At 69.1% G+C, this 13,140-nt stretch carries 14 protein-coding genes; 7 read left to right on the forward strand and 7 right to left on the reverse strand.

Going from position 1 to position 13,140, the window contains the following annotated elements; genetic code table 11:
• The 4 genes from ENN83_RS10890 to dapB all read right to left on the reverse strand — a co-directional run.
• On the reverse strand, nucleotides 1-256 hold a 256-nt coding region (locus ENN83_RS10890; RefSeq protein ID WP_287186913.1), incomplete at its 3' end, for a TRAP transporter large permease subunit.
• The gene (locus ENN83_RS10895) at nucleotides 246-368 is read right to left on the reverse strand and encodes a hypothetical protein (protein ID WP_287186915.1); all 123 of its coding nucleotides are present in this window, start codon (nucleotides 366-368) and stop codon (nucleotides 246-248) included. The genes ENN83_RS10890 and ENN83_RS10895, both read right to left, overlap by 11 nt.
• A gap of 114 nt (nucleotides 369-482) precedes the next feature.
• Nucleotides 483-743: a TRAP transporter small permease subunit gene (locus ENN83_RS10900; protein WP_287186917.1), complete on the reverse strand. Its 261-nt coding sequence runs from the start codon at nucleotides 741-743 to the stop codon at nucleotides 483-485.
• 163 nt (nucleotides 744-906) lie between these two features.
• Nucleotides 907-1,716, reverse strand: a complete 810-nt coding sequence (gene dapB, locus ENN83_RS10905; RefSeq protein WP_287186920.1) for a 4-hydroxy-tetrahydrodipicolinate reductase — start codon at nucleotides 1,714-1,716, stop codon at nucleotides 907-909.
• An 82-nt stretch (nucleotides 1,717-1,798) separates the two neighbouring features.
• On the opposite strand from dapB, the gene rbfA reads away from it, so the two are divergent.
• The 3 genes from rbfA to truB all read left to right on the forward strand — a co-directional run bounded on the left by rbfA (nucleotide 1,799) and on the right by truB (nucleotide 3,900).
• Nucleotides 1,799-2,197 (forward strand): 30S ribosome-binding factor RbfA, encoded by a 399-nt coding sequence (rbfA, locus tag ENN83_RS10910; RefSeq protein WP_287186923.1) that lies wholly within the window; start codon nucleotides 1,799-1,801, stop codon nucleotides 2,195-2,197.
• A complete protein-coding gene (locus tag ENN83_RS10915; RefSeq protein ID WP_287186926.1) occupies nucleotides 2,187-2,924 on the forward strand; it encodes a phosphodiester glycosidase family protein in 738 nt (245 codons plus the stop codon). The genes rbfA and ENN83_RS10915 overlap by 11 nt, the downstream gene beginning before the upstream one ends.
• Nucleotides 2,925-2,994: 70 nt before the next feature.
• Nucleotides 2,995-3,900, forward strand: coding sequence for a tRNA pseudouridine(55) synthase TruB (truB, locus tag ENN83_RS10920; RefSeq protein ID WP_287186929.1), 906 nt, complete (start codon nucleotides 2,995-2,997; stop codon nucleotides 3,898-3,900).
• 251 nt (nucleotides 3,901-4,151) lie between these two features.
• On the opposite strand, the gene ENN83_RS10925 is transcribed toward truB, so the two are convergent.
• Nucleotides 4,152-5,414, reverse strand: a complete 1,263-nt coding sequence (locus ENN83_RS10925; RefSeq protein ID WP_287186931.1) for an FAD-dependent monooxygenase — start codon at nucleotides 5,412-5,414, stop codon at nucleotides 4,152-4,154.
• A gap of 48 nt (nucleotides 5,415-5,462) precedes the next feature.
• Here ENN83_RS10925 and ENN83_RS10930 point away from each other — a divergent pair, with 48 nt between their 5' ends.
• The 4 genes from ENN83_RS10930 to ENN83_RS10945 all read left to right on the forward strand — a co-directional run bounded on the left by ENN83_RS10930 (nucleotide 5,463) and on the right by ENN83_RS10945 (nucleotide 11,527).
• A complete protein-coding gene (locus tag ENN83_RS10930) occupies nucleotides 5,463-6,794 on the forward strand; it encodes an amidase (RefSeq protein ID WP_287186934.1) in 1,332 nt (443 codons plus the stop codon).
• Between the two features lie 135 nt (nucleotides 6,795-6,929).
• Nucleotides 6,930-8,111 carry an aminotransferase class I/II-fold pyridoxal phosphate-dependent enzyme gene (locus ENN83_RS10935; RefSeq protein ID WP_287186936.1) on the forward strand — a complete coding sequence of 394 codons (1,182 nt, stop codon included), beginning with the start codon at nucleotides 6,930-6,932 and terminating at the stop codon, nucleotides 8,109-8,111.
• A gap of 28 nt (nucleotides 8,112-8,139) precedes the next feature.
• On the forward strand, nucleotides 8,140-10,830 hold the full coding sequence (locus ENN83_RS10940) for a DNA translocase FtsK (protein ID WP_287186937.1): 2,691 nt from the start codon (nucleotides 8,140-8,142) through the stop codon (nucleotides 10,828-10,830).
• Between the two features lie 88 nt (nucleotides 10,831-10,918).
• Nucleotides 10,919-11,527 carry a LolA family protein gene (locus ENN83_RS10945; protein ID WP_287186940.1) on the forward strand — a complete coding sequence of 203 codons (609 nt, stop codon included), beginning with the start codon at nucleotides 10,919-10,921 and terminating at the stop codon, nucleotides 11,525-11,527.
• 3 nt (nucleotides 11,528-11,530) lie between these two features.
• Here ENN83_RS10945 and ENN83_RS10950 read toward each other — a convergent pair whose 3' ends face one another.
• Both ENN83_RS10950 and ENN83_RS10955 read right to left on the reverse strand, forming a co-directional pair.
• Entirely contained in the window at nucleotides 11,531-11,719 is a 189-nt protein-coding gene (locus tag ENN83_RS10950; RefSeq protein ID WP_287186943.1) for a DUF2783 domain-containing protein, read from the reverse strand.
• Nucleotides 11,716-13,140: FAD-dependent monooxygenase (locus ENN83_RS10955; protein ID WP_287186944.1), on the reverse strand; the 1,425-nt coding region annotated here is incomplete at its 5' end. The genes ENN83_RS10950 and ENN83_RS10955, both read right to left, overlap by 4 nt.

Genomic DNA, 13,140 nt, shown 5'->3' on the forward strand with positions numbered 1-13,140 from the left:
CGAACATCTTGTCGGTGACGCCTGAATCCGACAGGAACCGCGCCATCAGGATGAACAGCGGAATGGCGATCAGCGTGTAATTGTCCAGCACGTCGCCGAAGACGCGGTTGACCACGATCCCCAGCACCATCGGCTTGCCCGCGGCAAAGGCCCCGATCACCGCCGCACCGCCCAGCACGAAGGCCAGCGGGTGCCCCATGAACAGGCCCAGCAGCAGCAGGCCGAACATCAAGAGGGCGATCAGCTCAGGTCCCATGGGGCGATTCCGTGCGGTTGAACAGCAGTTTCAGCACTTCGCAGATGCCTTGCAGCAGCAGGCCCGCCGCCACGCACATCGCCGCCTTGAGCGGGTATACCGGCAGTTGCACCGCGCCATAGGTGGTTTCGCCCTGCGCCCAGGACCGGGCAGCGAAATCCCAGCTGCGCCGGAAGAAGATCCAGGCGAAGGGGAAGAAGAAGATCAGGTAGCCCGCGATATCGATTCAGCGCCGTGTGCCGGGGCGCATGTGTTCGGTCAGGAGGTCCACGCGCACATGGCTCTGATGGCGCAGCGCATAGCCGCCCAGCAGGATGAAGTAGAAGCCGAACATCTGCCTGGAGACGTCGAAGGCCCAGCGCGTCGGGCTGTTCAGCGCGTAGCGCATGAAGACGTCGTAGATGATGACGGCGGCGAGCCCGAGCGCGAGCACCGCGACCGTGCGGCCCACGAGTTCGTTCAGCCCGTCGATTGCGCGGATCAGCATGTCCGCCCCCCTGCACGGCCCCGTTCGGCCAGGCCGGGCCTGTCGCTGTTCCTGCCGAGCATTCCCCCCTCCCCGGGTTCCGCCTTCTGGAAATGAACATGCGTTCAGAAAGACCCTTTTGCGCGCCGCTGTCAACGGTGGGCCGGCCCCCGGGACGTGCCGTCTAAAGCCCCAGCACGTCCAGCATGTCGTATTCGCCGGGCTTGCGGTCCTGCCCCCACAGCGCGGCGCGCAGCGCGCCGCGGGCGAAGATCGCGCGATCCGTCGCGACATGGCGCAGCACGATCCGTTCGCCCATCCCGGCGAAGATCACGTCATGTTCGCCCACGATGTCGCCCCCCCGGATCGCGGAAAAGCCGATGGCGCCGCGACCGCGTTCGCCGGTGATGCCGTCGCGGCCGCGTTCGGAGACTTCGGACAGCGCGACGCCGCGCCCCTCGGCCGCGGCCTGCCCCAGCATGAGTGCGGTGCCCGAGGGGGCGTCGACCTTGTGGCGGTGATGCGCCTCGACCACCTCGATGTCGAAATCGGCATCCAGCGCGGCGGCGACCTTGCGGGTCAGTTGCACCAGCAGGTTCACGCCGAGGCTCATGTTGCCGGCGCGCACGATCACGGCATGGCGGGCGGCGGCCTTGATCTTGTGCAGATGCTCGGGGCCGAATCCGGTGGTGCCGATCACATGCACGGCGCGCGCCTGGGCGGTCAGCGTGGCGGTGGCGACCGTCGCCTCGGGCGTGGTGAAGTCGATCACGGCCCGGGCCCGGGCGATCGTGCCTATGGCGTCGTCGGTCACTGCAAGGCCCAGATGCGGGCCGCCCATCGCCTCGCCGATGTCGCGGCCGATCCAGGGATGGCCGGAGCGCTCGACGCAGCCGACCAGACGCGCCTTCTCGCTTTGCAGAACGGTGTGGATCAGCATCTGGCCCATCCGGCCCGATGCGCCCATGATCACGATGCCCGGCAGGTCCGCCATTTCGCCCTCCATGCGCCTTTGCGCCGGTTTAGCCGCTTCGCGCCCGCTTGGCAAAGCGCCCCGCATCACCTAGATCGGGCGCATGGCACGTTCCTGCGCCCCTTCGCAACGGCAGCTTCGCGTCGGCGAACTGATCCGCCGCACGCTGTCCGAGGTTCTGGCGCGCGGCGACGTGCATGATCCCGAACTGAACGCCATGTCGATCACGGTGGGCGAGGTGCGCACCTCGCCCGATCTGAAGGTCGCCACCGCCTTCGTGCTGCCCTTGGGCGGACGCGGGGCCGAGGCCGCGCTGGCGGCGCTGCGGCGCAACCGGGGCGAGTTGCGGCGCTTGGTGTCGCGCAAGCTGGAACTGAAATTCGCCCCCGAGATCCGGTTCGCGCCGGACGAGACCTTTGACCGGATGGACGAAACGCGGCGGTTGCTGGCGCGGGAGGATGTGCGCCGCGATACCGCCACCCCCGATCCCGATGAGGCTTAGCGCGGCCGCGATCCTTGTGGCGCTGATGCTGCCGGGCGTGGCGCAGGCCTTCTGTGAGCGCATCGCCCATGAAGGCCGCGGCTATGTCGTCTGCGCCGTCGATCCGGCCGAGACCGAGTTGCGGATGTTCCGGCTGGGGCCGGATGGCGCGGTGCTGGGCAGTTTCGTGCGGGTCGAGCGGATGCTGGCGGCCGAGGGCAGGACGCTGGGATTCGCGATGAACGGGGGTATGTATCACCCCGACCGGCGGCCCGTGGGGCTTTACATCGAGGCGGGCAAGGTACAGGCGCCCGCGGTGGCCAGCGCGGGGCCGGGGAATTTCGGGATGCTGCCCAATGGCATCCTTTGCCTGGGTGCGGACCGGGCGCAGGTGATCGAGACGCGCGCCTATCTGGATGATCCGCCCGACTGCCGCTTTGCCACGCAATCGGGGCCGATGCTGGTGATCGGGGGCAAGCTGCATCCGCGCTTCCTGGTCGACAGCGACTCGCGCTTCGTGAGGAACGGGGTCGGCGTCACGCGGGAGGGGCGGGCGGTTTTCGCGATCTCGGACCGGCCGGTGACGTTCCATGAATTCGGGCGGCTGTTTCGCGACGTGCTGGACACGCCGGAGGCGCTGTATCTGGATGGCAAGATCTCGCGGCTTTACGCGCCGGGACTGGGGCGGGCGGATATCGGGTTGCCGATGGGGCCGATCATCGGTGCGGTGGTGGATGCGCCCCGCTGATGCACCGCGTTGACGCCGCGCGTGGGCTTCGCTAGCAGGCGGGTCTGGCAACATTTCGGGAGCGACGGGCGTGGGACGCAGCCGCAAGGGACGCGACATTTCGGGCTGGCTGGTGGTGGACAAGCCCGCCGGGATCACATCGAACGCGGTGGTGAACAAGGTGCGCTGGGCGTTTGGCGCCAGGAAGGCGGGCCATGCGGGCACGCTGGACCCTGCCGCGACCGGCGTTCTGGCCGTGGCGCTGGGCGAGGCGACCAAGACCGTGCCCTATATCACCGATGCGCTGAAGGCCTATCGCTTCACCGTGCGGTTCGGGATCGCGACCAATACCGACGATGCCGAGGGCGAGGTGATCGCGACCTCGGACCTGCGGCCCACGGATGACGAGATCCGCAAGGCGCTGACCGGATTCGTCGGCGATATCGCGCAGGTGCCGCCGCAATTCTCGGCGGTGAAGATCGACGGCGAGCGCGCCTATGCGCTGGCCCGGGCTGGCGAGGAGGTCGAGATCGCGCCCCGGCCGCTCTACGTCGAGAGCCTGGAGATGGTCGAGCGGCCCGATGCCGATCATGCCGTGCTGGAAATGATCTGCGGCAAGGGCGGCTATGTGCGGTCCGTCGCGCGCGATCTGGGGCAGATCCTGGGCTGCCAGGGCCATGTGACCGAGTTGCGGCGGGTCTGGTCGGGGCCGTTCGAGGCCGAGGACGGAATCAGCATCGAACAGATCGAGGCGCTGGCGAAGACCCCCGCGCTGGACGAGCATCTGCGCCCGCTGGAGGACGGCCTGGCCGAGTTGCCCGAATTGCGCACCACCGCCGAGGGGGCGGCGCGGCTGCGCAACGGCAATCCCGGCATCGTGCTGACCTCCGAGGCGGAATATGGCGACGAGGCCTGGGCGTCCTATGACGGGCAGGCGGTCGCGGTCGGGATCTACAAGGCGGGCGAGTTGCACCCGCACCGGGTCTTCTGCGCCTGAGCGCAAGCGCGCGGTGAACAGGTATGGCCCGGGTGTAAGCCCGGGCCGCGCCCGACCCTCCCCCCGGGAGGGCGCTCTGGCGATGTCGCGTATCACACTGGCGACATTGATGCTTTTGAGCGTGGCGCGCCGAACTGGCGTCACGAGGCGCCCTCCCAGGCTCGGGCGCGACCCTCAGCGCCCGGGTGCCGACGTCGGGACCCGGAACAGTCCCCCTCGGGCAATGCCGGATTTCCCTTTCCCGAAGCCGCCTAAAGCGGGCGGCCGGTCATCAGCCGGGGCAGGTCGCCGGTCAGCCCGGCGGCCTCGCGGATGAAGCGGCGGCGCAGGGCGGGCAGTGCGTTGACCGCGCCCATGCCAAGATCGCGGCCCAGCCGCAGGATCGGGTTGTCGTTGGAAAACAGCTTGTTGACCGCATCGGTTCCGACCGCCATCAGCACCGTGTCGAAGCGCCGCCAGGTCTGATAGCGCTCCAGCACGTCGATGGCGCCGATCTCCTCGCCGCGCCGTTTCGCCTCGACCAGCACCTGCGCCAGCGCGCCCACATCGCGCAGGCCGAGGTTCAGCCCCTGCCCCGCGATCGGATGCACGCCATGCGCGGCATCGCCCAAGAGCGCGATGCGCGGCGCGACAAAGGCATTGGCCAGCGTCAGGTTCAGCGGATAGGCGAAGCGGTCGCCCTCCAGCGCGATCTGGCCGAGGAAATCGCCGAAGCGGGGGCGCAGCGCCGCCAGATAGCCCGCATCGTCCAGCGCCTGGATCGCGGCGGCATTGGCATGGGTCTCGCTCCAGACAATCGAGCAGCGGTTGCCGGGCAATGGCAGGATCGCGAGCGGCCCCGGCGGCATGAAGAACTGATGCGCGGCGCCGTTATGGGGCAATTCATGCGCGATGGCGCAGACCAGCGCGGTCTGGCCGTAATCCCAGCCGGTACGCCGGATCCCCGCCCGTTCCGCGGTGCCCGACCGTCGCCCGTCGCAGCCGACCAGGACAAGCCCGCGCAGCGTGCGGCCCGAGGCCAGCGTCACGGTGACGCCGGTCGCGTCGGGGGCCTGGGCGATTACCGTCTCGCCGGAAATCGTCGTGATCCGCGGATCGGCGGCCATCGCGTCAAGGAAGGCGCGGCGCAGGTAGCGGTCTTCGAGCATGTAGCCCATCGGACCTTCCTCGATCTCGCCATGGTGGAAATCGAGGAAGAAGGGCGCCGGCCCCTCGCCCGCGCGCCCGTCGGAGGCGACGATTTCAAGGATCGGCTGGCTGCGGTTGTGCAGCTTGTCCCAGATCCCGATTGCGCGCAGCAGCCGGGTCGAGGCCAGCGCCAGCGCATAGGCGCGGCCGTCGAAACGGTCCTCGGCACGGGCGGCCTCGGGCAGGGCGTCGATCACGGTGACGGTCAGCCCGCCCTGGGCCAGTGCAAGGGCCAGCGCGGGGCCGTTCAGCCCGCCGCCCACGATCAGGATGTCGGAGTTGCGTTCCATGTCCCGCAATATGGCGACGCGCGCGGGATTGTCCATAAGCACGGCGCCCGCTAACCTTTCGCCATCGGATCAGGGAGGCGGGCGATGACGGGCAACTGGCGGGGGATGAGCGCGGGCGATCTGGGGCGCGGGATCGGTGCGGGCCGGATCGACCCGGTGGACCTGACCGACGCCTGTCTGGAAGCCATCGCGGCGCATCCCGGGGCGGGGCGTATCTATGCCCGCCTGACCGAAGACCGCGCGCGGGCCGAGGCGCTGGCGGCGCGGGACCGGGCGCGGACCGGGCATCGGCTGGGGCCGCTGGACGGGGTGCCGATCTCGTGGAAGGACCTGTTCGATACGGCGGGCGTGGCGACCGAGGCGGGATCGGCCCTGCTGGCGGGCCGCGTGCCGGGCCGCGATGCCGAGGTGCTGGCCAATGCGAGTGCTGCGGGGCTGGTGTGCCTCGGCAAGACGCATATGACGGAGCTGGCCTTTTCGGGGCTGGGGCTGAACCCGGTGACCGCGACGCCGCCCAATGTGCATGATGCAGGCGCCGCGCCGGGGGGGTCGTCCTCGGGGGCGGCGGCCTCGGTCGCGTTCGGGCTGGCGGCGGCGGGGATCGGGTCGGATACCGGCGGCTCGGTCCGGGTGCCGGCGGTCTGGAACGATCTGGTCGGGCTGAAGACCGGGGCGGGGCGGCTGCCGTTGGCGGGTGTCGTGCCGCTTTGCCCGCGATTCGACACGGTGGGGCCCCTGACCCGCAATGTCGAGGATGCAGCACTTCTGCTGGCGGCGCTGGAGGGCGGCAAGCCCGCGGACCTGCGTGGTGCGACGCTGGCGGGCGCGCGGCTGATGGTGCTGGAGACCGTCGCCTTCGACGACATTCGCGAAGCGCCGGCCACGGGGTTCGAGCAGGCGGTGGACCGGCTGGCGCGGGCCGGGGCCACGATCACGCGCGCCAAGGTTCCCGAAATCGCCGAGGCGCTGGCGCTGTCGGGGGTTCTGTTCGTGACGGAGGCTTACGCGACGTGGCGCGAGACCATGGAGGCGGCGCCCGAGCGGATGTATCCCGCGATCCTCGAGCGGTTCCGCGTTGGGCGGGAGTATTCGGGCGCCGAGTACGTCGCCGCCTGGCAGACACTCGACCGGCTGCGCGCAGCCTTCGCCGCCGCCAGCGCCGGTTTCGACGCGGTGCTGGTGCCGACCTGCCCGATCCTGCCGCCGAAGGTCGCGGCGCTGATGGCCGATCCGGAGCTCTTTGTCGCCGAAAACCTGATGACGCTGCGCAACACCCAGATCGGCAACCTGATGGGGCTGGCGGTGCTGACGCTGCCGACCGGGGTTCCCTCGACCGGCCTGTCGCTGATGGGCCCGCCGATGTCGGAAGAGCGGCTGCTGCGGCTGGGGGCGGCGGCCGAGGCGGCGCTGGCCTAAATGCCACAACCCCGCCCCGGACGCCGGGGGCGGCGGGGCGTTCTTCTGGACCGAGGGCGATCCAGCCGGTATCCTGATGCGAAACGGGGTGCGTCAGACGCCCCGATCCGAGGCAGTACAGGCAGACAGGGGTCCATGACCTTTCCCGAGCGGTTTTCGAACCTGCCAGATTACGCGTTTCCGAGGCTGAGGCGTCTGCTGGACGACCACGCCCCCGGCGGCGCACCCCTGCACATGACCATCGGCGAGCCGCAGCATGCCTTTCCCGACTGGGTGACGGAGGTGATCGCCACGCATGCCGCGGAGTTCGGCAAATACCCCCCGAACGATGGCACGCCGGAATTGCTGGGCGCGATCTCGGACTGGCTGGCGCGGCGCTATGGTGTGCGCGTCGATCCGGCGACACAGATCAGCACGCTGAACGGCACGCGCGAGGGGCTGTTCAACGCGGCACTGGCGCTCTGCCCCGAGCAGAAACGCGGCCAGCGGCCCGCGATCCTGACCCCGAACCCGTTCTACCAGGTCTATGCGGTGGCCGCGCTGGCGGTGGGGGCCGAGCCGGTCTATGTGCCCGCCACGGCCGAAACCGGGTTCCTGCCCGATTTTGCCGCGCTGCCGGGCGAAGTGCTGGACCGGGTGGCGATTGCCTATCTGTGCTCGCCCGCGAATCCGCAGGGCGCGGTGGCGGATCGGGACTACTGGGCGGATCTGATCCGGCTGGCCGAAAAGCACGATTTCCGCATCTTCGCCGATGAATGCTATTCCGAGATCTATCGCGACGCCCCGCCCCCCGGCGCGCTGGAGGTGGCGCACGAGATCGGTGCCGATCCCGAGCGGGTGCTGGTGTTTCATTCGCTGTCGAAACGCTCGAACCTGCCGGGGCTGCGGTCTGGGTTCTGCGCGGGCGGGGCAGAGAGCCTGGGCCATATCAAGCGGCTGCGGTCCTATGCCGGTGCGCCCCTGCCCCTGCCCTTGCAACGGGTGGCGGAGCGGGCCTGGGCGGACGAGATGCATGTGGCCGAGAGCCTTGCGCAATACCGGCGCAAATATGCCATCGCCGACGAGGTCCTCGGGACGGTGTCGGGCTATCGCGCGCCCCAAGGCGGGTTCTTCCTGTGGCTGCCGGTCGCCGATGGCGAGGCGGCGGCGCTGAAGCTTTGGCGCGGGACGGGGGTGCGGGTTCTGCCCGGCGCGTATCTGTCGCGCGCGGTGAACGGCGACAATCCGGGTGCAGGATATATCCGGGTCGCGATGGTCGCCCCAGAACAAGAAATGCGGCACGGGCTGATGCGGCTGCGTGACTGCCTCTACGGGTAAGGACGGTTAGGGTATGGCTTCGTATCAGATGAAACGGCGCGAACCGCTTCTCGATTCCAGCGTCCAGGCCGCCATCGAGCGGCGCGGCAAGGAACTCTTGGGCTTCACGCTGATCGGGGCGGCGCTGGCGATGGCGGCGATCCTGGGCTCTTACGTTCCTGACGACCCGAGCTGGCTGTCGGCGACCGATGCCCCGGCCGAGAACATGCTGGGCCGGTTCGGCGCCTCGATCGCCTCGCCGCTGCATATCGTCATCGGCTGGGGTTCCTGGGGGCTGGTGGTCATCCCGGCGGTCTGGGGGCTGCGGCTGGTGGGCCATTGGGGCGAGGACCGCGCGCTGTCGCGGCTGATCTTTGCCCCGGTCGCGGTGGCACTGGCGGCGGTCTATGCCTCGACCCATGTGCCGCCCGCAAGCTGGACCCACGCGTTCGGCATGGGGGGGCTGTTCGGCGATACGGTGCTTGGCGCGATCCTCGGCGTGGCGCCGGTGGATACGGTGGCGGGGCTGCGCGTGGTCGCAGCACTGGTCTGGATGGCGGCCATCGGCATGGGGCTGTTCGTGCTGGGCGTGGACCGGGACGAGTTGCGCAAATTTGGCCGGTTCCTGCTGTTCGGCCTGATCCTGAGCTATGAAGGGCTGCGCAAGATGGCCGGGAAATCCGCGCGCGGCGCGCTGAGTGCCGGGTTGCGGCTGGGCGAGAACGTGCAGGCCCGCCGCGCCCGGGCCGAGCCCATGCGTGCCCAGCGGGCCGAGCCGCTGGTGGCGAGCCGGGCGCCAGCGAGCGAACCGGCCCGGAGCGGTGTCATCGGCGGGCTGATGGCGCGGGTGCCGGTGCTGGGGCGGCGGATTGCGGAGCCCGAGATGGAACTGGTCGAGCGCGACCTGCCCGACAGCGTGGACGGGATCGGGCCGATTTCCGAGGACCGCATCAGGGAACGCATCGCCGATGTGATCCGTAACCGCGCCCGCCAGTCGGGCCGCCCGGCCTTTCGTGCGGAGCCGCCCGTGCGGCGCGATCGGGCGGGCACGCCGGACGCCCTGCCGGTCGAGCCGCCGCTGAGCGCGCGGCCCGCGGACTTGCCCCTGCCCGAGTTCGACGAGCAACCCCGCCGGGTCGTGCAGCATCCCGTCAGCAAGCCGGTGCCCCCCTCGCGCCGGGCGATGGAAGAGGCACAACCGGCGCTGCCCTTCAGCGAGCCCGATAGCGGCTATGAGCATCCGCCGCTGTCGCTGCTGACCAGCCCCGATTCGATCCAGCGCCATGTCCTGTCCGACGAGGCGCTGGAGGAAAACGCGCGGATGCTGGAAAACGTGCTGGACGACTATGGCGTGAAGGGCGAGATCGTGTCGGTCCGGCCCGGCCCCGTGGTCACCATGTACGAGCTGGAGCCCGCGCCGGGGCTGAAGGCCAGCCGGGTGATCGGGCTGTCGGACGACATCGCGCGCAGCATGTCGGCGCTGTCGGCGCGGGTCTCGACCGTGCCGGGGCGCAGCGTGATCGGGATCGAACTGCCCAATGTCAATCGCGAGAAGGTGGTGCTGCGCGAGATCCTGTCCTCGCGCGCCTTCGGCGACAGCGCGATGCGGCTGCCGCTGGCGCTGGGCAAGGATATCGGCGGCGAGGCGGTGGTGGCGAACCTGGCCAAGATGCCCCACCTGCTGATCGCGGGGACCACCGGGTCGGGCAAGTCGGTGGCGATCAACACGATGATCCTGTCGCTGCTCTACAAGCTAACGCCCGAGGAATGCCGGCTGATCATGATCGACCCCAAGATGCTGGAACTGTCGGTCTATGACGGCATCCCGCATCTGCTGTCCCCGGTCGTCACCGACCCCAGGAAGGCCGTCGTCGCGCTGAAATGGGTCGTGGGCGAGATGGAGGAACGCTATCGCAAGATGTCCAAGATGGGCGTACGCAACATCGAGGGCTATAACGGGCGGGTGCGCGATGCGCTGGACCGGGGCGAGATGTTCAAGCGCACGGTCCAGACCGGGTTCGACGACGAAACCGGCGAGCCGGTGTTCGAGACCGACGAGTTCCAGCCCGAGACGCTGCCCTATATCGTGGTGATCGTCGACGAGATGGCCGACCTGATGATGGTGGCGGGCAAGGAGATCGAGGCCTGCATCCAGCGGCTGGCGCAGATGGCGCGGGCCTCGGGGATCCACCTGATCATGGCGACGCAGCGCCCCTCGGTCGATGTCATCACCGGCACGATCAAGGCGAACTTCCCGACCCGGATCTCGTTCCAGGTGACCGGCAAGATCGACAGCCGCACGATCCTGGGCGAACAGGGGGCGGAACAGCTTCTGGGCATGGGCGACATGCTTTACATGGCGGGCGGGGGTCGGATTTCCCGCGTCCACGGGCCGTTTGTCTCGGATGAGGAAGTCGAGGAGATCGTCACCTATCTCAAGGGCTTCGGGCCGCCCGATTATGTCGGCAGCGTGGTCGAGGGGCCGGACGAGGACCGCGAGGGCGATATCGACCTGGTGCTGGGCCTGGGCGGCACTGCCGATGGCGACGACGCGCTGTACGATCAGGCGGTGGCGATCGTGCTGAAGGATCGCAAATGCTCGACCTCCTACATCCAGCGCAAGCTGGCCATCGGCTACAACAAGGCCGCCCGGCTGGTCGAGCAGATGGAGGAACAAGGCGTGGTCAGCCCGGCGAACCATGTCGGCAAGCGCGAGATCCTGGTGCCCGAACAGGGCTGACCGGCGGCGCGGGCGGGGGGCCTGCCCATCGCCGTTTCGTGACGGATTGGCTGATGCAAAGGCGCGTGCGAGCGACTAGATTGCCACCATGATCAGACGCCTTGCCCTTGGCCTTGCCCTCTGGGCGGCCACCGCCGCCCCCGGACTTGCCGACAAGCTGCCGCTGTCGGCGATCTCGGCCTATCTCAACAGCTTCTCGACCGCGCGGGCCGAGTTCACGCAGGTGAACGCGGACGGGTCGATCTCGACCGGGCGGATGCTGCTTCAGCGGCCCGGCCGGGCGCGGTTCGAATACGATCCGCCCAATCGCGGGCTGGTGATCGCGGGCGGCGGGCAGGTGGCGATCTTCGACACCAAGTCGAACCAGCCGCCCGAGCAATATCCGCTGCGCCGCACGCCGCTGAACATCATCCTGGAACGCAACGTGGATCTGTCGCGGGCGCGGATGGTGGTGGGCCATGACGGCGACGGCACCATGACACGGGTGATCGCGCAGGATCCCGAGCATCCCGAATACGGCACCATCGCGCTGGTCTTTACCGGCAGCCCGGTGGAACTGCGCCAATGGGTCATCACCGACGACACGGGCCAGGCAACCACGGTGATCCTGGGCGAGATGCAGACCGGCGTGCAATTGTCGGCACGCATGTTCAGCATCGTGCAGGAGACAAATGACCGGATGGGCAACCGGCGCTAGGTCTCAGCGTTGGCGGGCAAGCGCCAGCGCGGCGCGCAGCACGGCCGGATCGCCGATATGATTGGCAAGGATCAGCAGGAGCTGGGCGTTCAGCGCGTGGCTTTGCGCCTCGGTCAGGCCGCGATGGGCGGCCAGAAACTCGGCCAGGAAATCGTCGGGATCTTCGATATTGGGGGTGTCGATCAGGTTCACGCGCGCCCCTCCCACAGCGCGGCGAGGGCCCTTGCGATCTGCCGCGCGTCGGCCTCGACCCAGCGGGCGGCGATGACCTGGTCGGGCCGCACCAGATAGAGCGCGCGCCCGGCCCGGCCCAGATAGCGCGCGACCACCGCCGGGTTCGCCTCGACCGGCAGAACGGGCAGGTCCGCAACGTTGGGGGCGTCGCAATTTATCGCCAGCAGCATCGCGTCGCGGCCCAGCGCCGCCAGCAGCCAGCCCGCGCCCTGCGGCGCATCGGGGGCGACCGCGCCGGGGCGCGAGATCGCGGGCAGGCGCGGGTCGTCGGGGCCGGTGGTGGCATAGATGCAGGGCGTCGAGAGGCGGCCGGAATTGACCCAGTCGCGGGCAAAGGGCGCCTTGCGCGCGAGGGCCAGGATCTGGTCGCGGAACAGCCGTTCGACGCCGTTGGCCGGACCCATGAAGCGGGTGGCGCGGCTGGATTGGCGGATGTTCTCGTCCGCGGCCTGCACCCGTTCGCGGTTGTAGCTGTCGATCAGGCTGGGGGGCGCGCGGCCGTCCAGCACGGCGGCCAGCTTCCAGCCCAGATTGTCGGCATCCTGTAACCCGTCATTGGCCCCGCGCGCGCCGAAGGGCGGGATCAGATGGGCGCTGTCGCCGGCGAAGATCACCCGGCCATGGACGAATTCACCCAGGCGGCGGCACTGGAAGCTGTAGACGCTGACCCAGTCGAGCTCGAAATCGGGGCCGATCACCTGTTCGATGCGGGGGATCACCTTTTCGGGCCTGCTCTCGTCTTTCGGGTCGGCATGGGGGCCGAGTTGCAGGTCGATGCGGTAGATGTTGTCGGCCTGCCGGTGCAGCAGCGCGGACTGGCCGTCATGGAAGCCCGGCTCGAACCAGAACCAGCGTTCGGAAGGCAGGTCGCCCTCCATCTCGATATCGGCGATTAGGAAGCGTTCCTCGAACAGTTCGCCCTCGAAATCGAGATCGAGCATCGCCCGGACAGTCGAGCGCGCCCCGTCGCAGGCGACCGCATAATCCGCCGCGAGCATGTAGCTGCCATCCGGCGTACGGATCGTGACCTGCACCCCGTCCGCGTCCGGGTCGATCCCGGTGACGCGGTTGCGGAACCGCAGGTCGATCAGCGTGTCGGCCAGCGCGCGGTCGGTCAGGAAATGTTCGACATGATATTGCTGCAGGTTGAGGAAGGGCGGCATCCGGTCGCCGGAGCCTTCGGCCAGATCGAAGCTGAAGATCTCGTCATCGCCGTGACAGACGCGGCCGACGCTCCATGGCACGCCCTTTTCCAGCACCTTGTCGGCGATGCCCAGACGGTCGAAGATTTCGAGGCTGCGCCGGGACCAGCTCATGGCGCGCGAGCCGGTCGCGACCGCGTCGCCGGCCTCGAGCAGCACCGATGGCGTCCCGCGACG

The sequence above is a fragment of the Rhodovulum sp. genome (assembly GCF_011048875.1).
GTDB lineage: Bacteria > Pseudomonadota > Alphaproteobacteria > Rhodobacterales > Rhodobacteraceae > Rhodovulum > Rhodovulum tesquicola.

Coding starts and splice junctions, on each gene's coding strand:
- ENN83_RS10900 (WP_287186917.1), bottom strand. CDS start 743: ATGCTGATCCGCGCAATCGACGGGCTGAACGAACTCGTGGGCCGCACG.
- dapB (WP_287186920.1), bottom strand. CDS start 1,716: ATGGCGGACCTGCCGGGCATCGTGATCATGGGCGCATCGGGCCGGATG.
- rbfA (WP_287186923.1), top strand. CDS start 1,799: ATGGCACGTTCCTGCGCCCCTTCGCAACGGCAGCTTCGCGTCGGCGAA.
- ENN83_RS10915 (WP_287186926.1), top strand. CDS start 2,187: ATGAGGCTTAGCGCGGCCGCGATCCTTGTGGCGCTGATGCTGCCGGGC.
- ENN83_RS10925 (WP_287186931.1), bottom strand. CDS start 5,414: ATGGACAATCCCGCGCGCGTCGCCATATTGCGGGACATGGAACGCAAC.
- ENN83_RS10930 (WP_287186934.1), top strand. CDS start 5,463: ATGACGGGCAACTGGCGGGGGATGAGCGCGGGCGATCTGGGGCGCGGG.
- ENN83_RS10935 (WP_287186936.1), top strand. CDS start 6,930: ATGACCTTTCCCGAGCGGTTTTCGAACCTGCCAGATTACGCGTTTCCG.
- ENN83_RS10940 (WP_287186937.1), top strand. CDS start 8,140: ATGAAACGGCGCGAACCGCTTCTCGATTCCAGCGTCCAGGCCGCCATC.
- ENN83_RS10945 (WP_287186940.1), top strand. CDS start 10,919: ATGATCAGACGCCTTGCCCTTGGCCTTGCCCTCTGGGCGGCCACCGCC.